The sequence below is a fragment of the Sphingobium xanthum genome (assembly GCF_019737615.1).
In the GTDB taxonomy this organism is placed as follows: domain Bacteria; phylum Pseudomonadota; class Alphaproteobacteria; order Sphingomonadales; family Sphingomonadaceae; genus Sphingobium; species Sphingobium xanthum.
In genome coordinates, this window is sequence record NZ_JAHKKS010000018.1 from 1 (window position 1) to 19,168 (window position 19,168).

The 19,168-nt window shown below is 62.9% G+C and carries 21 protein-coding genes and 1 tRNA gene; 8 read left to right on the forward strand and 14 right to left on the reverse strand.

Going from position 1 to position 19,168, the window contains the following annotated elements:
• Positions 1-315: 315 nt before the first annotated feature.
• On the forward strand, positions 316-807 hold the full coding sequence (locus tag KM135_RS19290) for a Dps family protein (protein WP_221715713.1): 492 nt from the start codon (positions 316-318) through the stop codon (positions 805-807).
• A gap of 245 nt (positions 808-1,052) precedes the next feature.
• Here KM135_RS19290 and KM135_RS20105 read toward each other — a convergent pair whose 3' ends face one another.
• A complete protein-coding gene (locus KM135_RS20105) occupies positions 1,053-1,865 on the reverse strand; it encodes a cold-shock protein (protein WP_221715714.1) in 813 nt (270 codons plus the stop codon).
• Between the two features lie 271 nt (positions 1,866-2,136).
• Between KM135_RS20105 and KM135_RS19300 the strand changes: the two genes are divergently transcribed.
• The 5 genes from KM135_RS19300 to rpoN all read left to right on the forward strand — a co-directional run bounded on the left by KM135_RS19300 (position 2,137) and on the right by rpoN (position 6,462).
• The gene (locus tag KM135_RS19300; protein ID WP_221715715.1) at positions 2,137-2,754 is read left to right on the forward strand and encodes a ribonuclease D; all 618 of its coding nucleotides are present in this window, start codon (positions 2,137-2,139) and stop codon (positions 2,752-2,754) included.
• Complete coding sequence (gene lptC / locus KM135_RS19305; RefSeq protein WP_246606371.1) at positions 2,747-3,436, forward strand: LPS export ABC transporter periplasmic protein LptC; 690 nt, start codon at positions 2,747-2,749, stop codon at positions 3,434-3,436. The genes KM135_RS19300 and lptC overlap by 8 nt, the downstream gene beginning before the upstream one ends.
• Positions 3,436-3,984: an LptA/OstA family protein gene (locus KM135_RS19310; protein ID WP_221715716.1), complete on the forward strand. Its 549-nt coding sequence runs from the start codon at positions 3,436-3,438 to the stop codon at positions 3,982-3,984. The genes lptC and KM135_RS19310 overlap by 1 nt, the downstream gene beginning before the upstream one ends.
• Before the next feature lie 155 nt (positions 3,985-4,139).
• A complete protein-coding gene (gene lptB / locus KM135_RS19315; RefSeq protein WP_221715717.1) occupies positions 4,140-4,922 on the forward strand; it encodes an LPS export ABC transporter ATP-binding protein in 783 nt (260 codons plus the stop codon).
• Positions 4,923-4,950: 28 nt separating this feature from the next.
• Entirely contained in the window at positions 4,951-6,462 is a 1,512-nt protein-coding gene (gene rpoN / locus KM135_RS19320; RefSeq protein ID WP_221715718.1) for an RNA polymerase factor sigma-54, read from the forward strand.
• A 397-nt stretch (positions 6,463-6,859) separates the two neighbouring features.
• Here the strand turns inward: rpoN and KM135_RS19325 are convergent, their stop codons facing one another.
• The 3 genes from KM135_RS19325 to KM135_RS19335 form a co-directional block, all read right to left on the reverse strand.
• A complete protein-coding gene (locus KM135_RS19325; protein WP_221715719.1) occupies positions 6,860-7,045 on the reverse strand; it encodes a DUF1328 domain-containing protein in 186 nt (61 codons plus the stop codon).
• Positions 7,046-7,127: 82 nt separating this feature from the next.
• Positions 7,128-7,445, reverse strand: coding sequence for a DUF1905 domain-containing protein (locus tag KM135_RS19330; protein WP_221715720.1), 318 nt, complete (start codon positions 7,443-7,445; stop codon positions 7,128-7,130).
• A 10-nt stretch (positions 7,446-7,455) separates the two neighbouring features.
• Positions 7,456-8,490, reverse strand: coding sequence for a peptidylprolyl isomerase (locus KM135_RS19335; RefSeq protein WP_221715721.1), 1,035 nt, complete (start codon positions 8,488-8,490; stop codon positions 7,456-7,458).
• 76 nt (positions 8,491-8,566) lie between these two features.
• On the opposite strand from KM135_RS19335, the gene KM135_RS19340 reads away from it, so the two are divergent.
• Both KM135_RS19340 and KM135_RS19345 read left to right on the forward strand, forming a co-directional pair.
• A tRNA-Ser gene (locus KM135_RS19340) sits at positions 8,567-8,657 on the forward strand.
• A 207-nt stretch (positions 8,658-8,864) separates the two neighbouring features.
• Positions 8,865-10,115 carry a dicarboxylate/amino acid:cation symporter gene (locus tag KM135_RS19345; RefSeq protein WP_221715722.1) on the forward strand — a complete coding sequence of 417 codons (1,251 nt, stop codon included), beginning with the start codon at positions 8,865-8,867 and terminating at the stop codon, positions 10,113-10,115.
• Positions 10,116-10,254: 139 nt separating this feature from the next.
• On the opposite strand, the gene KM135_RS19350 is transcribed toward KM135_RS19345, so the two are convergent.
• The 10 genes from KM135_RS19350 to KM135_RS19390 form a co-directional block, all read right to left on the reverse strand.
• Positions 10,255-10,905 carry a DsbA family oxidoreductase gene (locus KM135_RS19350; RefSeq protein WP_221715723.1) on the reverse strand — a complete coding sequence of 217 codons (651 nt, stop codon included), beginning with the start codon at positions 10,903-10,905 and terminating at the stop codon, positions 10,255-10,257.
• Between the two features lie 312 nt (positions 10,906-11,217).
• A complete protein-coding gene (locus KM135_RS19355) occupies positions 11,218-11,427 on the reverse strand; it encodes a hypothetical protein (protein WP_221715724.1) in 210 nt (69 codons plus the stop codon).
• A 511-nt stretch (positions 11,428-11,938) separates the two neighbouring features.
• The gene (locus KM135_RS19360) at positions 11,939-14,659 is read right to left on the reverse strand and encodes a phosphoribosyltransferase-like protein (RefSeq protein WP_221715725.1); all 2,721 of its coding nucleotides are present in this window, start codon (positions 14,657-14,659) and stop codon (positions 11,939-11,941) included.
• Positions 14,646-15,101 carry a hypothetical protein gene (locus tag KM135_RS19365; protein ID WP_221715726.1) on the reverse strand — a complete coding sequence of 152 codons (456 nt, stop codon included), beginning with the start codon at positions 15,099-15,101 and terminating at the stop codon, positions 14,646-14,648. Before KM135_RS19365 ends, KM135_RS19360 begins: the two co-directional genes overlap by 14 nt.
• Positions 15,102-15,116: 15 nt before the next feature.
• On the reverse strand, positions 15,117-15,251 hold the full coding sequence (locus KM135_RS20110) for a hypothetical protein (protein ID WP_281422216.1): 135 nt from the start codon (positions 15,249-15,251) through the stop codon (positions 15,117-15,119).
• Between the two features lie 1,416 nt (positions 15,252-16,667).
• Positions 16,668-17,333, reverse strand: a complete 666-nt coding sequence (locus KM135_RS19370) for a hypothetical protein (RefSeq protein ID WP_221715727.1) — start codon at positions 17,331-17,333, stop codon at positions 16,668-16,670.
• Positions 17,330-17,947, reverse strand: coding sequence for a hypothetical protein (locus tag KM135_RS19375; RefSeq protein WP_221715728.1), 618 nt, complete (start codon positions 17,945-17,947; stop codon positions 17,330-17,332). The genes KM135_RS19370 and KM135_RS19375 overlap by 4 nt, the downstream gene beginning before the upstream one ends.
• Positions 17,944-18,768 (reverse strand): helix-turn-helix domain-containing protein, encoded by an 825-nt coding sequence (locus KM135_RS19380; RefSeq protein ID WP_221715729.1) that lies wholly within the window; start codon positions 18,766-18,768, stop codon positions 17,944-17,946. The genes KM135_RS19375 and KM135_RS19380 overlap by 4 nt, the downstream gene beginning before the upstream one ends.
• A gap of 2 nt (positions 18,769-18,770) precedes the next feature.
• On the reverse strand, positions 18,771-18,989 hold the full coding sequence (locus KM135_RS19385; RefSeq protein WP_221715730.1) for a hypothetical protein: 219 nt from the start codon (positions 18,987-18,989) through the stop codon (positions 18,771-18,773).
• The gene (locus KM135_RS19390; RefSeq protein WP_221715731.1) at positions 18,986-19,165 is read right to left on the reverse strand and encodes a hypothetical protein; all 180 of its coding nucleotides are present in this window, start codon (positions 19,163-19,165) and stop codon (positions 18,986-18,988) included. Before KM135_RS19390 ends, KM135_RS19385 begins: the two co-directional genes overlap by 4 nt.
• Positions 19,166-19,168: the final 3 nt, after the last annotated feature.

Here is a 19,168-nt window from a genome sequence, read left to right on the forward strand (position 1 = left end):
CTTCGCGAACAAATCCTGCGGATCACGACCAGCCAGAAGCTGGTCCAGCATGGCCTTGTCGATCGCCATATCGATGGTCCTTCCTATCCATCTCTATGGCCTCGCGCACAAAATATCTGACAGTCCCCAAAGTCTCGCGCCGAACCAGATCCCGACCTTCGACAACCATGACATGCACCCGCTGCAAGCGCCCCTGCGGACAAATTAATCGGGAAGATCGATCAGACTATCCATCGGTATCCATTCGCAAAATCGGGATCGGCATGCCATATGCGGCATATTACACAGACGCCGAATGAACCGATGGAGACCGACATGACCGACGCTGCGCTCAAGACGCCGACCGACCTCAAGTCAAATGCCGTCAAGGCCGTGGCTGATGCGCTGAACGGCCTGCTGGCCGACTATTATGCGCTTTACCTCAAGACCAAGAATTTCCACTGGCACGTCTCCGGCCCGCATTTCCGCGACTATCATCTGATGTTCGACGAGCAGGCGACCGAGATTCTGGCGACCACGGACCTGATCGCCGAGCGGGTGCGCAAGACCGGCAACACGACGCTCCGCTCGATCGGCGACATTGCGCGCCGCCAGAGCCTGAAGGACAATGTTGCCGAGTTCGTGTCGCCCGCCGATATGCTGGAGGAATTGCGCGCCGACAACCTCGCGCTCGTGGAAGCGCTGCGCGCCGCCAAGGAACTGACCGGCGCCGCCAACGACAACGCGACCGACGGGATCATCGACGACTGGACCGATCAGGCCGAGCAGCGCGCCTGGTTTCTGTTCGAGGCCGGCCGCGGCGCCTGATTCGGGCCGTCGAGTGGGTCCATCTGGCGCGATGTGGGCCTTGTCCCTTTCAAGCCGACACAGTGCTCCTGCGAAAGCAGGAGCCCAGGGCGGCAGGACGCTTCGGCTGTGCCATGGGTTCCTGCCTTCGCAGGAACATAAGAGGTCAATTTGAATGGGACGCGCTCCACGCGCTCCATCGCACAAAGAGAAAGGGCCGGGAGATCACTCCCGGCCCTTTTCATTTCGGTGATTCGGTAACTGACTCAGTCAGCCTTGGACGCCAGATTGACCGCCGCATATTTGCCGCGCCGATCGACCTCCAGCTCGAAGTCGAGCCGGTCGCCTTCCTGCAGCGAGGACATGCCTGCCCGCTCAACGGCGCTGATATGTACGAACGCATCGGGCTGGCCATCGTCGCGCTGAATGAAGCCGAAGCCCTTCATGGCATTGAAGAACTTGACCGTGCCGCTGGCGCGCTCGCCCGTGAGCTGGCGCATCGGGCCACGCTCGCCGCCGCCGCGATCGCCGCCGGGGGCAGCGCCACCAGCGCGCTCGGGCACCGGAAGCGGCTCGCCGTCGATCACCAGATCGGTCGCGGAGATCTTGCCGCCACGATCGACCAGCGTGAACTTGAGCTGCTGTCCTTCGGCAAGACCGGTCAGGCCGGCCTGCTCGACGGCGCTGATGTGGACGAACACGTCCTCACCGCCATCGTCACGGACAATGAAGCCGAAACCCTTCTGGCCGTTGAAGAACTTGACCACGCCGGAGCCTTCGCCGACGACCTGGGCCGGCATTCCGCCGCGACCACCGCCGCCACCGCCACCACGGAAGCCGCCACCGCCGCCGCCGCCGCGGAAGCCACCGCCGCCACCGCCGCGATCACCGAAGCCGCCGCCGCCGCCGAAACCGCCGCGATCACCATAGCCGCCGCCGCCACCGCCGCCGCCGAACCCGCCGCGGGGTGCGCCGTAGCTGCTTCCACCGAAATCGGAATATCCGCCCTCGAAACCCGGCTCACCGAAGCCGTCCCGCTTGTCCTTGCCGCGCCCGCGGCGCCCTCTGTCGAAACTCATGCCCTGTTAGTCACTTTCGCTCGTCCAACCACTCATCCTCCCCATGCCGGACGACGCGCACGAGAGACTCGGCCGAATGCCAAATTCAACCGAGTTTCGCTATAACGCTATTTATCCACAAGCGCGAATGATTTTGATGAGACTCGGTGCCGGATCGCGTTTGATTGTTCGGACGCTCGAAATTCTGCGCGTCTTCCATGGGATGTGATTACCGATTCACCCGTTTCTCAGGCGGGTTTCCTCTCGCGCAACATGCGTCTAAGGAAGCGGCATGAGTGTTTATCTGCATGAAGAAGACCTGCCCGAGGGCGTCCTTGCCGACGGGCCGGTCGCCATCGACACGGAGACGATGGGCCTGATCACGCCGCGCGACCGGCTCTGCCTGGTCCAGATCAGCGACGGCAAGGGTGACGAGCATCTGGTGCGGTTCGCCCCGGGCAGCAGCTATGCCGCGCCCAATCTGCGCGCGATCATCGCCGATCCCACCCGGCTCAAGCTCTTCCATTTCGGCCGTTTCGATATTGCCGCGCTCCAGCATTATCTGGGCGTGCTGGCGGCGCCGGTCTATTGCACCAAGATCGCCTCGCGCCTCACGCGGACCTATACGGACCGGCACGGTCTCAAGGAGATCGTGCGCGAGTTGCTCGGCTTCGACATCAGCAAGCAGCAGCAGAGTTCCGACTGGGGCAGCGCGGTGCTGAGCGATGCGCAGCGCGATTATGCGGCGTCCGACGTGCGCTATCTGCATGCGCTGATGGCCGAGCTGGACCTCCGGCTGGCGCGCGAGGGGCGCACGGCGCTGGCCAAGGCCTGTTTCGATTTCCTGCCGCATCGCGCCCTGCTCGATCTCGCCGGATGGCCGGAGATCGATATTTTCGCTCATGCCTGATCTCGCAGCCTCGCCCGATCATGGCGGCGAAATGGCGCTCTCCGCGCTGGGCAATGCCGAGCGGAGCAAGCGCCAGCACTGGGCGACGCCGGGCGGCAGTCACGACAAGCTGATCACCGTCCTCAAGCGCAGCCTGCCGGTGGTGGTCACCATATTGTTCGTGTTCCTGTTCACCGCGCCCTTCACGCACCAGTCGGAAGTCAGCTTCGTGCTCGACAAGAACAAGGTCGATATGGCGAGCGAGCGGATGAAGGTCGTGGAGGCGCTGTATCGCGGCGAGGATGCGCGCGGGCGGCCCTTCTCGCTGCGTGCCGGATCGGCGCTGCAGCGCAGCTCGCGTGATCCGATCGTGGAATTGAACGAGCTGGAAGCCCGGCTGCAGATGGAAAATGGCGGCGCCCTGGTGACCGCGCGGCGCGGCAATTACAATCTCGACAAGGAAACGGTCGCGGTCGAGGGGCCGATCCAGTTCGAGAGCGCGGACGGCTATCGCCTGACCACGCGCGATGTCGATATCCAGCTCGAACAGCGCAGCCTGCGAAGCCGGGGCAGTGTGGAAGGGCGCATGCCGAGCGGCACCTTCCGCGCCGATCATCTCAGCGCCGATCTGGAAGCGCGGACGGTTACGCTCGAGGGCAATGCCCGCTTGCGTATGGATCAAATTGAACGCAAAGGGCGCTGATGCTCCGCAAGTCGCTGATCCTTACCGCTGTTGGCGCCGGGTTTGGCCTTGCCGTCGCGCTCACGATCGCGGGCACGGCCGACGCGCAGGTGTTGCGCGGCCATAACACGAGCGCCCCAGTCGATTTCTCCGCCGACCGCATCGAGGTGCAGGACCGCGCCGATCGCGTCGTTGTCACCGGAAACGTGCAGGTGACGCAGGCCGGACTCACCATGACGGCGCAGCGGCTGACCGTCGCCTATCATAATGCCGGCGGCGTCGAGATCGACCGGCTGGACGCCTCGGGCGGCGTCACCGTGACGCGCGGCGACGAGCGGGCGAGCGGATCGGTCGCGATCTACGATCTCAACCGCAAGCTCATCACGCTGATCGGCAATGTGCAGCTCAACCAGGGCGCCAATCGCCTAGCCGGCTCGCGACTGGTGATCGACCTGACCAGCGGCCGCTCGACCGTCGATGGCTCGGCCGCCGGAGGGGCGCCAGGCACCACCACCTCGGGCGGTCGCGTTTCCGGCACGTTCAAGGTTCGCCAGCGGACAAATCCCTGAGACCCGGCGTCTTGGCGCTGAAAGTGCAGTGTTTTTGATTGAATGCGGCTTTCCATGCAAATTTCCTGCCAGACCGAGATTGCAGTGCGCGTTGTAACGTGTCAGCAACGCCTCGCAGGGCATGACGATGGACGTGCAATGACAAGGAAGTGCTCATGAACGACCTTGCGGCCCCGCTTGGCCGCCCGAACGGAGCCGGCGGCGAGGAGCCCGGCGAGCACCGGCTTCAGGTCATCTCGATCGCCAAGAGCTATGACAAGCGCGCGGTCCTGACCGATGTCAGCCTCGAAGTGGGGCATGGCGAGGTGGTCGGCCTGCTCGGTCCCAATGGCGCGGGCAAGACGACCTGCTTCTACTCGATCATGGGCCTGGTGAAGCCGGACAGCGGGCGCATCCTGCTCGAAGGTCTCGATATCACCGGCCTACCCATGTACCGGCGCGCCATCCTCGGCCTCGGCTACCTGCCGCAGGAAACATCGATCTTTCGCGGCATGACCGTGGAGCAGAACATCCTCTCCGTGCTGGAACTGGCTGAGCCGGACAAGGATGCACGCGGCGTCAAGCTGGAGCGACTGCTCGACGAGTTCGGCCTTGCCCGCCTGCGCGCCAGCTCGGCCATGGCGCTCTCGGGCGGCGAGCGGCGCCGTGCGGAAATCGCTCGTGCGCTCGCAGCCAATCCTTCCATCGTGCTGCTCGACGAGCCGTTCGCGGGCATCGACCCGCTCTCGATCGCCGACATTCGCGATCTGGTGAAGGATCTCAAGAACCGCGGCATCGGCGTGCTCATCACCGATCACAATGTCCGCGAGACGCTGGAAATCGTCGATCGCGCCTGCATCATCTATGATGGCAAGGTGCTGTTCGCCGGCAGTCCGGAGGAGCTGGTCTCGAACAGCGAGGTCCGCCGGCTCTATCTGGGTGAAAGCTTCTCGCTGTGACCCGGACCGTCTGAGGGCCGGCTGACCCATGTCCCTGGCGCCTCGCCTAGACCTGCGACAAAGCCAGTCGCTGGTGATGACGCCGCAGCTCCAGCAGGCGATCAAGCTGCTGGCGCTCTCCAATCTGGAACTTGAAGCGTTCATCGGCGGCGAGCTGGAGCGCAATCCGCTGCTCGAAGCGGGCGAGATTATTGCCCAGCCGGCACGCGAAACGGTCGAACCGGTCGACGGTGCCGAGCCGGTCTCCGGCCCCGATGCCGGCGCTGATACGCTGATCGATCGCGGCGCGGGTGGTGCGGATTCTCCGCTCGACGTCGATTATGGCGCCGAGACGTTCATCGACGACGGCCCAAATGACGGCGTCAGCGCGCAGCGCCAGTCCGGCAGCGATCTCATGAGCATGGGCAGCGCGACCGGCGGGTCCGAGGACGGACCGGATTTCGACAGCTTCGCCGCGCCGGACATCGGCCTGCACGAGCATCTGATGCAGCAGGCCGGCGCCATGCTCTCCGGCACTGCGCTGCTCATCGCGGGGCAGCTCGTCGGCCAGATCGACGATGCCGGCTATCTCGAGGCAAATCTGCTGGAGACTGCCTATCGGCTCGGCGTGGCGCTGGCCGAGGTCGAGGAGGTGCTGGCGGTCATTCACGGCTTCGACCCGTCCGGCGTCGGCGCGCGCAGCCTTTCCGAATGCATCGCCATCCAGGCGCGCGAGGCGGATCGCTACGATCCCGCCATGGCGACGCTCATCGACAATCTCGACCTGCTGGCGCGGGGCCAAATCCCCCATCTGCGACGCATTTGCGGCGTGGACGAGGAGGACATGGCCGACATGATCCGGGAGTTGCGCACCTACGATCCCAAGCCCGGCCTGCAATATGGCGGCGAGGGCGCTGCGGCCGTGGTGCCGGACGTGTTCGTTACTCCCTCGGGCAAGAGCTGGGCGATCGAGATCAACGGCGCGACCCTGCCGCGCCTGCTCGTCAATCGCCGCTATCATGCCCAGCTTGCGGCCGGAGCGCGGGACAAGGCGGCCAAGGCCTGGCTCTCCGACAGCCTCGCCAGCGCCAACTGGCTGATCAAGGCGCTCGACCAGCGCCAGCGCACCATCCTCAAGGTGACCGAAGAGATCGTGCGCCGGCAGGAAGGCTTCTTCCGCCATGGCGTGACGCATTTGCGGCCGCTGACCCTGAAGGCGATCGCCGACGAGGTGGACCTGCACGAGTCCACGATCAGCCGCGTCACCAGCAACAAATATCTCGCCTGCCCGCGCGGCACCTTCGAGCTCAAATATTTCTTCACGTCCGCCATCCAGTCCGCCGATGGCGGGGAAGCGGCATCGGCCGAGGCCGTGAAGAGCCATATCCGCGCGCTCATCGCCGAGGAAAAGGCGGATGCAATCCTCAGCGACGACACGCTCGTCGATCTGCTGCGCGAAAAGGGCTTCGACATCGCCCGGCGGACAGTCGCCAAATATCGTGAGGCGATCGGCCTCGGCTCCTCTGTGCAGCGGCGGCGGCAGAAGGCAATGATGCGCTGAGGCGCGCTCAGCTGTCGTGCGCGGAGGAGCCCGCCGACAAAAAAAGCGGGGCCGCCTGTTGGCAGCCCCGAGATTGAGTCGTCGAAAAAAAAGTCGATCAGATAGCAGGGATGCGCGCTGACGATCCCGCATGAAGCGGGCCGCGCTCAATCGCGACGGCAAGCAAAAGCCAAGCCTGACTGTTCATGATTGGTCCCCACCAATCCGTGGATGCGGAAGCGCTTCAAAAAAACGCTCCCGCCTCCCACATCGCCACCGCTCGCCCGGATTAGATCCGGACCCGGCGACGCACGCTAAATAGCACCGTTAACCTTCGTTAACCAGATATAGTTGCAAAGGCTGCACGGGGGGCGGACGGGCAACGCGCCAGTTGCGGGAACATTAACCCCGCACGCGGTTAGTCGATGGCCTTGGAGACGCTCTTGCCGGCCAACAGGCCGAGCACGAGGAAGATGGCGAACAGCGCAATCGCCGCGAAAAACAGGATCTTGGCAATGCCGACGAACGTGCCGGCAACGCCGCCAAAGCCGAGCAGCGCGGCGACGGCCGCGATGATCAGCGAGATGATGGCGAGACGGATCATGAGGCAAACTCCTTGATGGATTGGACCGGAAACGTCTCGCGCAGGTCGTGGGTTCCCCGCGACTCGGCCTTTCCCGGATAGTCTAAAGCGCGATCTCGGCCCGGACGAGCGCGCCTTCGTCCAACTCCTCGGCGTCCCGAACCGCCTTCTTCACCGGCAAGAACCAGCCGCCGCTCTGCTTCTCGGGAAAGATCGAGGTCTGCCAGACGGTTTCGCCGATCGTGACGGTGACCCTGGCCGAGCCGAAGCCGCGCTTGCCGCCATCAAGCCACTGCCCGGTGAGCGCCGCGAGCCGAAGGGCACCGGCTTTCTCGCCCGCAATCACGATATAGGCGGAAGAGGTGTTGCTGGTTGCGCTGGTCCAGACTCGCAGCGGCGCCTCGACCGCGATCCGCTCCATCGCCGATGCTTCAGGGCTTGCGGCGAACAGGCACGGGCACGTTGCAGATGTCCGCCCCGCCCGCCGGCACGATGAAGAATGGGTCGCGCCGATTGGCCCTCGCATCGGCATAGGCGGCGAAAGCCTTGCTGTCGGTCCCGAGGAACTGGAATTTCGGCTGCTCGGCCGTGGGCAGGCTGCTGGCGAGCCTGATCGACGGGATGGCGGTGCGCTCCCCAGCGGTCTCATAGAAACCCAGCGGACCGGTTCCGCGTGGCAGGCTGGAGAGATATTCGATGCCTTCGACGACACGTCCGACCACGGCGATGTTGCGATCGAGATGACGCGGCGCATGCCCGATCACCGCATACAGCTCGGCGCCGGTGCCTGTGTCCGGCGACATGCCGCGCCCGACCCCGACATAGCCGTAGCAATGCACGGGCCAGGCCTTGTGACTTTCGTCGTCCGATCCAATTGGCCAGCCGGCATAAAACGTCACTCGGTCGGCATAATTGTCGCCTCGCGGCCGTCTGTCAGGCGGCGCTGACTTACCTGCCGCGCTGGCTTCGGCCACTCGGAGAGCCGATTTTGTGGCCACATCCACGTCGTTAGCAGCCAATGCGGCGGCGACACCCTTGTGGTCCAGCTCGACGTCATAATGCGCCTCGGTCACGGTCCTCAGCCCGTCCGGCAGTTTCTTCGCCTTGGCGGCATCCTCTCCGTCCGGATCGCCCCATTGCGTCACATAATTGTCCTGCACGCGCACCACCGAGATGCCGTCATACCAGTGCGCTTTGGTCAGCGTCCGGATGTTGCCAACCCAGCCCTGCGCAAGCGGCGCGGGCGCGAGCTGGATGATCACGCGGCGCGGCTTGCCCTGCGCGTCATTGGCCAGCGTCATGACCAGAAGGTCGTCCGACGAAATGTCGATCCAGTCCGCCGCCGGAGCCGCCGCAACGATCTCGCCGGGAGAGGGCAGGGCCGCAGGCGCGGCGGGCTGTGCGAAGCCCGGAGCAGGAAGACTCGCGAGCGCGAGCAGCGACGGGAGAAGCCGGGCCTTTTTCATGGACAAGCCATGCCACAGCGGCACGGCTTGCGAAAGTCGGCAGAGGCGGCTAGGGCGCGCAATCTCCAAGGCATGCGGAGCGGTGGCCGAGTGGTCGAAGGCGCTCGCCTGGAAAGTGAGTATACGTCAAAAGCGTATCGAGGGTTCGAATCCCTCCCGCTCCGCCAGTCCATGAAATCGCCTCGGGGATGACCTTTCCCGGAACTCGCGCCTGCGTCGGGCCATTATTTGCTTGAGGATCACCCTACCGGCACGCCCGGACATGGGGCGGGCTGGCGACTGTTTGTTTTTCAGTCGCCTTTCCCGCGCGCCGACGGCAGAGTTTGTCGATTCAGGGCCATGGGGGCCATCACTCGCGATCGGGGAATGCGCGGATGTCCAATGCCGGTTCTATTCTTGTCGCGCTGGTCGCAGGCCTGTTGCTCGGCCTGCTGGGCGCTGCCTATGCCGCCGATGTCTCGGCCGCCATCCTGATCGGGACCGATCCGGTCGGCACGATGTGGCTCAACGGGCTGCGCATGACGGTCATCCCGCTGGTCGTCGCGCTGCTCATCACCGGGATCGCGCAGACGGCGCAGGCGGCACGGGCCGGGCGGCTGGCGACGCTGACGCTGGGCTGGATCGTGGCGGTGATGTGTGCGTCGGCGGTCTTCGGCGCGGTGCTGACGCCGCTGTTTCTGCATCTCTGGCCGATGCCGGCGGAAGCGGCAGGGGCATTGCGCACCGCCCTCGGCGGCGTGCCCGCGGTCGAGGCGCCGCCGCCTTTCGCGCAATTTCTGAGCAGCATCGTGCCGACCAACCCGGTCACGGCTGCCGCGACCGATGCCGTGCTGCCATTGCTCATCTTCACCGGCGCGTTCGGCTTCGCGCTCACCAGATTGCCCCCGCAGCCCCGAGACCAGCTGGCGGCTTTCTTCTCGGGCATCGCCGACGCGATGATCATCGTCATCGCCTGGGTGCTGCGGATCGCGCCGATCGGCGTGTTCGCGCTGGCCTTCGGCGTCGGGGTACGCTCGGGCGCGGCGGCGTTCGGCGCCTTGCTGCACTATGTGATCGTCGTGACCTCGGTCGGCGTCGTGATCAGCCTGTGCTGCTATCTGGTGGCGGTGATCGGCGGGAAGCTGCGCCTGCGCGACTATGCGCGCGCCATCGTGCCGGTGCAGGCGCTGGCGGTCAGCACGCAATCCTCGCTCGCCTGCCTGCCGATCATGCTCAAGAAATCGCAGGAGCTTGGTGTCCACAGCTCGACCGCCGATGTCGTTCTGCCCATGGCCGTTGCGCTGATGCGGGCGACGGGCCCGGCGATGAACCTCGCGGTCGCGCTCTATGTCGCCAACTGGTTCGGCATCGCGCTGACGCCCGCGCAGATTGCCGTCGCGCTCATCGTCTGCGTGCTGACCTCGATGAGCTCGGTCAGCCTGCCGGGGCAGGTCAGCTTCATCACGGCGATAGCGCCGATCTGCCTCGTGCTTGGCGCGCCGGTGGAGGCGCTCGCGCTGCTGGTTGCGGTCGAGACGGTGCCCGACATTGTGCGCACGCTCGGCAACGCGATGATGGACGTCGCCGTCACCTGCGGCATTGCGCGGCGGGATGGGACGCCGGATCGGGCGGCGGAAAGCGCGTGATGTGGCGCGCTGACGTTACAGCACCGTTCGCCCTGAGCTTGTCGAAGGGTCGTGCTCTTTTGCGATCGGAAAAGCAGAAGAACAGCCCGTCGACAAGCTCAGGGCGAACGGCTTGAACATATGAAAACAGCCGTAATCGTCAGGCCGGCTGCGCCGCGATCTGGCGCAGCACTTGCTCATAGGCTTCGGGCGACTGCGCGCCGGAGACGAGATAGCGTTCGTCGATGATGACCGCGGGCACGCCGTTGATGCCGCGCGTGCGCCAGAGATGCTCGGCCTGACGAACATCGTCGGCGGAGCGATCCGACGCCAGAACGTCGCGTGCGGCGGCGCCATCGAGGCCGGCCTTTTCCGCTGCCGCGACAAGCACCTCATGATCCGACGTGCTCCGGCCGTGGGTGAAGTAGGTCTCGAACAGCGCGTGCTTCAGCGCCTGCTGCTTGCCTTCTAGTCCAGCCCAGTGGAGCAGGCGGTGCGCATCGAACGTGTTGTACATCCGGCTCTCGTCGGACATCGCCATGGTGAAGCCGAGCGTGGCGGCGCGCTCTCGGATCATCTCGCGATTGGCGGCGAATTGCTCGGGCGACGAGCCATATTTGCCGGTGATATGCTCGACCATGTTTTCGCCCTCGGGCGCCATGTCGGGATTGAGCTCGAACGGCTGGAAATGCAGCGCGGTCTCGATCTCGTCACTGGTGCGTGCCAGCGCCTGTTCCAGACCGTGCAGGCCGATGACGCACCAGGGGCAGACAACGTCCGAGACGAAATCGATCTTGAGCGTGCGGGCCATCGTCCTGTCCTTTCGTGCGGCTGTCGCGCCCATATGGGACAGGTCGGCACGAATTGCATCAGGGACATGGGATCATGACGGGGCCATGGTCGATGACGGGCTCACATTACAGCTTAGGAATGGCTAATTTCCTATCCTGATGCACGACAGTTCGCGATCAAGGCCCCCAATGAGGCCCCCAAACGGTGTGACTGAGGCTACCGGTCGTTTTCGACGACCCGGAAAAATTATCGCTAGAGAGGGCTAAACGTCCCGAGAGAACGGGACGCAGGGCGAGCCGATTATTCTTCGCGTTTCCAGTTCGGGCTCGGCTTACTGAAAGGAAATGTGCGAAACACAAGCCCAAGGACGAAGCTGAGGCTCGCTCCAGCCGCCCAACATTCCCTTGACCCGACACACCATCCCTACCTCGTCGATCGCTTCGATCTTGACCTTAAGGGACACCTGAGTGCTCCCCCCGACGGCCATGATCGTTGCCTCGACCTCGCCCGCGTCCAATAGTTGCCTGAGATATTCGAGCATCGCCCCCTCCGTCAGCGTTCGCGCTCGAAGCTATGCGCTCTGGGCGAGTGTCGCAATCTGTCAATCAACCCAGCAATATTGGCGGGTCCTACCTCGGCGAATTGAAGGGATAAGCGGCCAGGGACCGCTTTTTTGTCACCTGACGGCCACGCCGGGACCGCGGATTGTTTCATGTTCTTATTTCGCGTGCTGTCATCGAACTAGGCTATCTCAAAAAGAAGCAGGAATGGCCGCTGTCCTCGACATGTTGCAGAGGATGGATGGTGGGAAACGAAGAAGCGCCGAACATTCATTGACTGCCGATAGCTTTTCATGATCGAACAATGGTTCACCCAGCTGAATTAGGCTGGACAGGGTAGATTTGGGTCAGCTCTGCCGTTCCAGAATCATAGGTCGAACGGCAGCTCTTGTCAGGAAACGACATTCGGCGGTTACAGCCGTAGCCGTCCTGTAGGCCAGCGCCTGCCACCGCCAGGACGATCAGTTGAATTCGGCGCAACTGTGAGCTGCGTCAGCTCTTCGCTCGGCGCTTGATAAGCGCGTGCCAGTCGACGTCGTCGTGCTTACCGCCCATCCATAGACAGGTCAGTGTCTGGGTCGGTACGTTGAAGCGGCTAGCCAGCAGCATCGCGCGCCCACCGTATCCCAGCGCGCGCGCCGCCTGCTTTGTCTCATCCTTGCCGTTAGAGGCGAGCAGGTCGGCGCCGATGCTTTGGCAGCGTTCGCGGAACTTCCCGACCTTTTCAGGGTCCATGCCCTTGAGCGCCCCTTCGAAAGCGAACGCTAGGTCGTTGTCCGTGAGGTGAGCGTAAACGGTGGCGTCGAGCTTCAGCTTGGTGGCGGCCTCGCGGATCCGTTCAAGCCCCTCCTCCCAACCGGCAATGAACACGAATGCCACGGGGCGGGAGCGGAGAAATTCCCTTTCCTGTCGGCCGAACGGCAGACGGATTTCCTCAAGTTGATCCTGCTTGAGCTCGTCGTCCTCGAACCAGTTGCCGAGGATGTCGAGGGTCTGCGATCCGCTGCCGACGATGTCGTCCAAGAAGACAATCGGCTTGTCGCCGCCAGCTGAGGCCGCCTCTTCGATGAGAGAAGCACGCGGAAAGATCTTTTCGAGGTCGCGCGACAGGTAGGTCTGGACGGCGGAACTGTCCTTAACCGCCCCAAGCGGGCAGATCGTCGCGCCGGCGAACTTCGGGTTGAGCTCGGCGAACTGCGTCAAGGCCGCATAATTGTCCTCTCGGCCGAGGACCTTCATCGCATCGAGGGCAGCCAGGGCGCATTCGATTGCGTCGTTATCGCGGAATTGCGCGAGCCAGCTCACGACGCGTTCGCGCATCGCCTGGGCACGCCGCTGCGGCGTCTCGCTCTGCGGCTCATCGATCTGCTCAAGCTTCGCGGCGATCCGCTCAACCTTGACTTCAACGTCTTGGCGCCGAAGGCGCTCGGGTACCGGTCGGATGTCGTGCGGCACGCCCTTATACCAGCCGACCTCCTCCAGTTGGCGCTTGACCTTATCGACCTCGTCTCGGTCCTGCTTGCTGATTTCGAGTGCGCTGGCAGGCAGGACGACGTCGAAGTCTCGTCGCAGCAGTCGCTCGGCGGCGATGAACACGGCTGCCGCGCATTCCCGAGGCGCGAATAGCACACCCTGCGGCTTGCCGAGCCCATACATGTCCGCCCAAGCCGTCTGGTTGATCTCCAGTTCGCGCCCTCGGACAAATTTTTCGCCCATCGAGATGAGCGCCCGGTCGATCTCGGTGCCACTGCCGAGCGGTGGCTTCGCCGAGATGACGACAGCGTATCCCAGGGCCTCGGCTTCGATGCCGCCCATCGCCTGCGGCAGCACGTCCGCGATCGAGCGCAGCTCCGTTGCGACGTCGCGACGAAGCTTTGCCAGCTTCTGCTCGTTGGTGAGGATGCTAACAACTTGGTCGAGTCCGCGCCGCTGTTGCCGGTCATCCCCCCACGGATCTGCCGGGTAGGACGCCATGAGCGAAAGCGAGGAGATATAGAGGTCGCGGTCGCGGAGCTTCGCGAGTAGCGTGTTGATGAAGGAGAGGAGCGCCGGCGGTCGTTCCTCGACATCCATTGCGCGGAACAGCACATCGGCGTCAGCCACCAGGAGCTGGTCGTCGGACAGCTCGTAGGAGAGCCGGATTAGCTTCAGTACATCGGCTTCGGGATGGAAGGCGAGAGCTTCGAACAGCGCCTCGATCATCGCCTCGATTGCTACGACCTTCTTGTGGTTGTAAATCTTCGAATAGAGCAAAACGCGGGCGAGATGCAGTTCATCTAGGATCGCCTTACCCGACCATTTTAGACCGAAGAGCACGCGCGCGTCGCGGTGCTCGTTCAGTGCGTTCAGGATGTCTTCCGGCATCTCCTTCGATGGAATGCGCTTGGTGGTGATCTTCTGAAGCAGTCTCGAGATGTCGAGCGTGGATGGTATCCCCGCGTGCTTGGCGTCGCGGGCGTAGTAATCGAGCTTGTCGGCATCGAAAGGCCCGGTGATGATCTCGTGGAGGAGCGGTACGTCCTCGTCGATGTGGCGTCCTATGATCGCGCGCTGGATGCGTTTAGCCACTTGGGCGGCTGCTTCTTTAGATCCGCCCGTGGCCATGCCGCCGTTACCCAGTTGGTCAAACGCGATGGCCAACATCTCGAGAAAGGCGGGCGCCTCGACGAGGTGGTAAGCTACGAGTTCACTCAGCTGGATCTTGCCGCCGAGCTCATGGCATGTTGAGAACGCCTGGAGAGCGAGCCTCAACTCCACGCGCCGCGAGATAGCGTGTTCAGAGACGTGCGAGAACACGCCGTGCCCGATATCGTGGAGGATGGCGCACAAGCGGATGAGAGCTGACTTAGCGCCATCGATTGGCGCCATCGACGGCCCTTCGGTCGATGCTTGGTTTATTGCGTTGGCCAGCTGCTGCGCTTGATGGAGGACGCCCAGCGTATGCTCGAAGCGCGAATGCGTGGCGCCAGGATATACCCAGTGAACGACGCCGAGCTGCCGCACGAACCGGAGCCGCTGGACCAGTGGGCAATCGAGTATGACGATCTCAAGCGGGGAGACCTTGATGGTTCCCCAGATTGCGTCGTTAATTTCCTTGGGGTTCTTGCCGATCGCGCCGGGCTTGCCGATGCGGGTAATGTAGTTTCGAAGGCGTTGCTCGGCGAAGGCCTCTACGAAGGCTTTAATGCCGTCCAATATTTCATCGTTTGTCATCCCGCGCTGTGCCCGCCCCGAAAGTTTCTTCGACGATCTGCGCCATGAGGGAGCGAGGGATCGAGGAGTGGTCGAGATAATAGTTCGCGTCGTCCTCGTCGACTTTGAATTCTACCGTCTTGAGGCGCGGATTGTTGATCGCCACGATGCGCCGGTCGCGCAGCGCATAGATCGCTTCGCGCAGCGTGCTAGAATCGCCGTGATAGGGATTGGTCGCCAGCGAGAAGTCGACGGCGAGTCCGAAGCGATCCTGGTTCTCGACGAGCATTTCGTAGGCGCGCGCGAAGCGCTTGTCCTCGAACGTATCGGCCAGCTTGACCTCTTCAACGTGGCTCAGCTTGAGCTGGCATACGAGGTCGGTGACGAATTCCTCGGACGTGACAAGACGGACGTCTTCGACTGCTTGCATTGCCACGCCTCCGTTTCTGACTACCGTCGTCATATCACGCTTCCAATATCAACGCGACTCGAAACGAGTCTCAAGCGACACATCGAGCCAGCGCTCCGCGAGTTCCGCGCGTATGAGCACGCCGAACAGGCCGGATGCGGTGGTTCCGTGTTGCGCCGCCATGGTCACAACGGCCTTCCGCATCGCCGGATCCTTCTTATGCACTGTGAGGGCACCTTTGCGGGGTCCCGGATGCGGTTTGTCGTCCCGAATAAGCGCCTGAAGCCTTCCGACTCGCCGCTCGCGTGCGAATAGTAGAAGCATGAGGCTCGGCGGGTCGAGCCCAAAGCTGTGCGAATAGTCCGCGAAAGCCGCTCGCTCCGTCGCATGGAGGTGGCATGTAATCTGCGGGCGTCCCTTCCCGTCGGTGAGGTCTCCCCGGACTGCCCCCAATCGCTCCTCCCTCAGCGCCAACGTGCGCGGTCCCCTGACGATCGATCCGTGCCGAACGATCCTGTTGCATTAATGGGGGAAATGCGAAAACCATGCAAATGCGAAAAGTGTCTGCCCTGAACCTGGCCGTTTTTCGGTTGAGCTTATTGTGATGAAATACGAGCATGAAGAGAACATGAAGCGCCGGTTCTAAATCGCCAAGCGGATGTGCTCCATCGCGCAGCGGCTGCTACATCTCGACCCAATCTACGAAGACGCGCTGGTCACCCTCCAGGCGCTTCCGGGCCTGCATGGATAGAAAGTCAATCCCACTCCTCCAGCGATACCTTGGGGCGCCGGAGGAGTTGGGCGCCATCGCGCTCGAAGCCGCGCCGGGAGACGCTGGCACTGGCCGATGATGGTTGCGATAGCCGCCGCTGGTGCGGCGAGAGCGGTGGAAACTCCGCTACCTCTAGCAAAGCTCCAGCTTTTCCCCTCGGCAGGTCTGATTCACCAGTTCAACTGAGAAACGCTCAACGTAATTGCCTGCCGGAATGTCCGCGACTTGGCGTTAGTCGACTGGCCGGAATGGCGTCATTGGGGTGGTTAGCTGCGATTTGGTCGAGGCGCATTTGAGCTGGCGCTGCGGGCGACTGCCAACGTCAAGATGATCAAAGACGTGAAATATATGACCGCCAGCATCGTGTTCGGAATGGAACGGCCGAGCGGCTCGGTCAAGAAAAGGATGGGGGCAGTGTAAGCCGCTACAATCCACCAGCCTAGATCGCCATCATATTGCCAGTGCAGGGCGCTACTCAGAAATAGGGCGAGCGGAACGGACCACAGATAGGCTGTGAGCCACAGGAGCATCGTCGTGCGTCGTGATCTCTGACGGCTCATGTGCAACCATGAGCATAGTGCTTGAATGTCTGCAAGGTCGTCGCGAGCTGCCGCTGCGGTATGGGTCGACCACGACAGCAATCTCCACAATCCCTTTCGAAGGCTGACAAGCAGAAGGCCACCCGTCGCCGCCCTTTGAGCCGCGTTCGGCATCGCCCGATACCGCACGTCAGAATATATTCTGCCCACGCGGCGTAGATCGATCTGAAATTTATGGCGGCGACCCGCGGACGAAACGGGCCGCCGCCTGCGCTGGCGTCACGAGAAGAGCACGCCGCGCAAACCGATCTAGGCTGCCTCTTGCGCTCGCTCAGTGGCCGCTAGGTTGGCCAGCAGACGATCCAATCCGAAATATTGAGGGGCAAGCGCGCGGGTCGTCTTATGCCTCAGGACCATCCGAAGATCCTCCCCGAAGGCGAAGCCTGATCCGCTCGTCTGCAACGGTGATCCCTGCAACTCCGCCTCGATCGCACGAACCAAATTGCCAATGCGAGCGGCCCGGCCATCAATCGGCCCGATTGCCAACGCGGTTGCGCCAAGACGCGACACCGCGTCGAGGACCGTGCGGAGCTCGTCTTCAATTTGCTCCACAAGGGGCGTCATAGCTTCGGACAGAGCCGACACCTTTGCCCGACGAGAGCTGTGATGCTGCGAGTCCAGATCGGCACGCATCCGGCGCAGCCCCTTGAGCGCACTGATCAACTGCTCTTTCTCAGCTTCAAGAGTCACTTTGTCGTCGAGGAGCGGCTTGCCCTGGAGGATTGCTAGGGCGTTGGTTTCGTCGTCGACGGCATCCGGTTGAGACGCCAGCTGATCCCTGATCACGGCGATCCGTCCCTCAGTCTCGGAGATGGATTCGTCGACCTGGACGATCCTATCTTCGATGGCTGACACCGCTGCCCCGAGACCCTCCACGTCGATTGCGTCGAGCGCTTGCTGCAGCACGGCGGTCATCTCCCACCTCCGTTCGCTTCACGGGCTCGGGCCCAGATGCCACCCGGGCTATGGCGCGCTTCTCTCTCGTTTGACATTTTGGCGTTCTCATCCAGCGCGCCGGCGGCGACACCGCTATTTGCACGCCTCGCACGAGCCCAGACCGCGTCGGCGCCGGTATGTAGGCGATCTTCGGCTTCCGCCGCTTCGACAGTCTCCATGTATGCTTTTTCGCTCTCGGAGGCGTTACTGCGGCGAGCATTTTCCCAGACCTGAGCGACAGCCTTGCGCGCCATGACCTTGTCAACAGCCGCTTGCTCGCGGGGACTGAGCACCAGCCGCGCTTCGATCTCAGCCGCGGAAGGCACGACGACGCGCTTCGAGGGGGCTGGCGGGGCAATCGGCGAAGCGACTGGCGCAATCGAGTTTTGGCCCGATTTTGCGCTAGGCTCATCATGTTCGCTGGCTTGCGCTGCACGATGCCGCTGGAGCCTCGCGCTGGATGCATCGAGCAATCGCGCCTTGAGATGCGCAAAACGCGGCCCCTCGGCCTGAAGTCGGGATGCATAACTTGTCATGTCGATCTTCCTTTCTGTCAGATGTGGTGATGTCGTGAGAGAGCGGGCAAAGGTCATCGTCCCGATGCCAGCTTGCGCGGAGAAGCTTTTTCGAAATCGACTACCGACGCGAGCCGGCCGAAATCTGAGGAGATCAGCAGCTTTCCGCCGCGCGGGTCTAGAAACCGGCTCAACTTCGATTCCGAAAGGCCGGAGAGCCGAGCGAGGTGGCGTTGCGGTATGCCGGCGCTGGCGAGCCAGGCCCGTGCAGCTAGCCGAAGCTCATTGCATTGCATTGCGGACATCGTAACCGGTGCAGTGCTATCCCCATGGTATACTACTTGTGTGGTAGTTTTTCCCTTTTGCCGTTTTGAGGGATTAGAAGGGCTTGCACGTTGCAGCGTGGTAGTTTCTACCATCGTCAGGCTGCGACGTTGCAGCGGTTTGGCAGAATCTACCACCGTGACGGGTAAATTTTGACCCTGCAAAGAATTGCAGCCTGCAACGCCTCTCGAAGCTTCAATCGAGTGCCAACGCTCGAAATCATTGGTCGGGCCTCGTCCTTTCATTGGCAGCCACGTCAGCCTCCACTTGGTTGCCTGACGGTTGTATTGCCGATAGCTCCCAACCTCGGTCGCCTCGATGAACCCGTGCGTCTGAAGCTCCTCGAAAGCCTTCCCTGCGGTCTTGACCGCGACACCGATCGCCTCAGCTCCCTTGCGGACGGACAAGAACAGCTCACCGTTGGATTCGCCATTGTCCAGCCGCATGATCGCGATGAGAAGTTTCACCGCATTGCCAGACAAGTCCTGCCATGCAGAGCTGCCCGTCATGCGGTGATAAAGGCGGATATGTCGGGGCTCGCTATTGCGGCCTTTAGCGTTCACATTTTTCGCCATCCTCAGGCGACCTGCCCATCGCTCGGCACATCCACGATCTTCGCCGTGGTCGTTCGGGACAACCCGAGAGCGTAAGCCTCAGCTTCTGCGTAGGTCGCGAACCAAGCGGCCAAATCCGAGCGGCCAGGCGCAACGTCAACGTCAAAGCCGGAGCCGACCGGAGTGATGGCAACAAACCGCCGGCACTTGGCTCGCGGTGGGAATGCGATGACGTTGCTCATGAGGTCAGGTCGGTCAGCGGAAGTGCCAGCCGCTTCTGCAGTTCGAGCCCATGCGCGAAGGCATCAGCGCGCTTACAGAAGGCTTGCGGTTTATCGCCGATCAGCGCCGGTTCGAACCGCACGACGAAGCGCCGGAGAAATGGGGCTTCACGCTCGATGACAATGCGGCGGGGCATCTG

What these genes read in the sequence shown, in the direction of transcription:
- KM135_RS19325 (WP_221715719.1), bottom strand. Translation starts at nt 7,045, where the DNA reads ATGATCCGTCTCGCCATCATCTCGCTGATCATCGCGGCCGTCGCCGCG.
- KM135_RS20110 (WP_281422216.1), bottom strand. Translation starts at nt 15,251, where the DNA reads ATGCGGAAGGCCGTTGTGACCATGGCGGCGCAACACGGAACCACCGCA.
- rpoN (WP_221715718.1), top strand. Translation starts at nt 4,951, where the DNA reads ATGTCCCTGGCGCCTCGCCTAGACCTGCGACAAAGCCAGTCGCTGGTG.
- KM135_RS19370 (WP_221715727.1), bottom strand. Translation starts at nt 17,333, where the DNA reads ATGACCGCCGTGCTGCAGCAAGCGCTCGACGCAATCGACGTGGAGGGT.
- KM135_RS19385 (WP_221715730.1), bottom strand. Translation starts at nt 18,989, where the DNA reads ATGAGCAACGTCATCGCATTCCCACCGCGAGCCAAGTGCCGGCGGTTT.
- KM135_RS20105 (WP_221715714.1), bottom strand. Translation starts at nt 1,865, where the DNA reads ATGAGTTTCGACAGAGGGCGCCGCGGGCGCGGCAAGGACAAGCGGGAC.
- KM135_RS19290 (WP_221715713.1), top strand. Translation starts at nt 316, where the DNA reads ATGACCGACGCTGCGCTCAAGACGCCGACCGACCTCAAGTCAAATGCC.
- KM135_RS19380 (WP_221715729.1), bottom strand. Translation starts at nt 18,768, where the DNA reads ATGGCGAAAAATGTGAACGCTAAAGGCCGCAATAGCGAGCCCCGACAT.
- KM135_RS19390 (WP_221715731.1), bottom strand. Translation starts at nt 19,165, where the DNA reads ATGCCCCGCCGCATTGTCATCGAGCGTGAAGCCCCATTTCTCCGGCGC.
- KM135_RS19345 (WP_221715722.1), top strand. Translation starts at nt 8,865, where the DNA reads ATGTCCAATGCCGGTTCTATTCTTGTCGCGCTGGTCGCAGGCCTGTTG.
- KM135_RS19330 (WP_221715720.1), bottom strand. Translation starts at nt 7,445, where the DNA reads ATGGAGCGGATCGCGGTCGAGGCGCCGCTGCGAGTCTGGACCAGCGCA.
- KM135_RS19365 (WP_221715726.1), bottom strand. Translation starts at nt 15,101, where the DNA reads ATGACGACGGTAGTCAGAAACGGAGGCGTGGCAATGCAAGCAGTCGAA.
- KM135_RS19375 (WP_221715728.1), bottom strand. Translation starts at nt 17,947, where the DNA reads ATGACCTTTGCCCGCTCTCTCACGACATCACCACATCTGACAGAAAGG.
- lptB (WP_221715717.1), top strand. Translation starts at nt 4,140, where the DNA reads ATGAACGACCTTGCGGCCCCGCTTGGCCGCCCGAACGGAGCCGGCGGC.
- KM135_RS19310 (WP_221715716.1), top strand. Translation starts at nt 3,436, where the DNA reads ATGCTCCGCAAGTCGCTGATCCTTACCGCTGTTGGCGCCGGGTTTGGC.
- KM135_RS19350 (WP_221715723.1), bottom strand. Translation starts at nt 10,905, where the DNA reads ATGGCCCGCACGCTCAAGATCGATTTCGTCTCGGACGTTGTCTGCCCC.
- KM135_RS19355 (WP_221715724.1), bottom strand. Translation starts at nt 11,427, where the DNA reads ATGCTCGAATATCTCAGGCAACTATTGGACGCGGGCGAGGTCGAGGCA.
- lptC (WP_246606371.1), top strand. Translation starts at nt 2,747, where the DNA reads ATGCCTGATCTCGCAGCCTCGCCCGATCATGGCGGCGAAATGGCGCTC.
- KM135_RS19360 (WP_221715725.1), bottom strand. Translation starts at nt 14,659, where the DNA reads ATGACAAACGATGAAATATTGGACGGCATTAAAGCCTTCGTAGAGGCC.
- KM135_RS19300 (WP_221715715.1), top strand. Translation starts at nt 2,137, where the DNA reads ATGAGTGTTTATCTGCATGAAGAAGACCTGCCCGAGGGCGTCCTTGCC.
- KM135_RS19335 (WP_221715721.1), bottom strand. Translation starts at nt 8,490, where the DNA reads ATGAAAAAGGCCCGGCTTCTCCCGTCGCTGCTCGCGCTCGCGAGTCTT.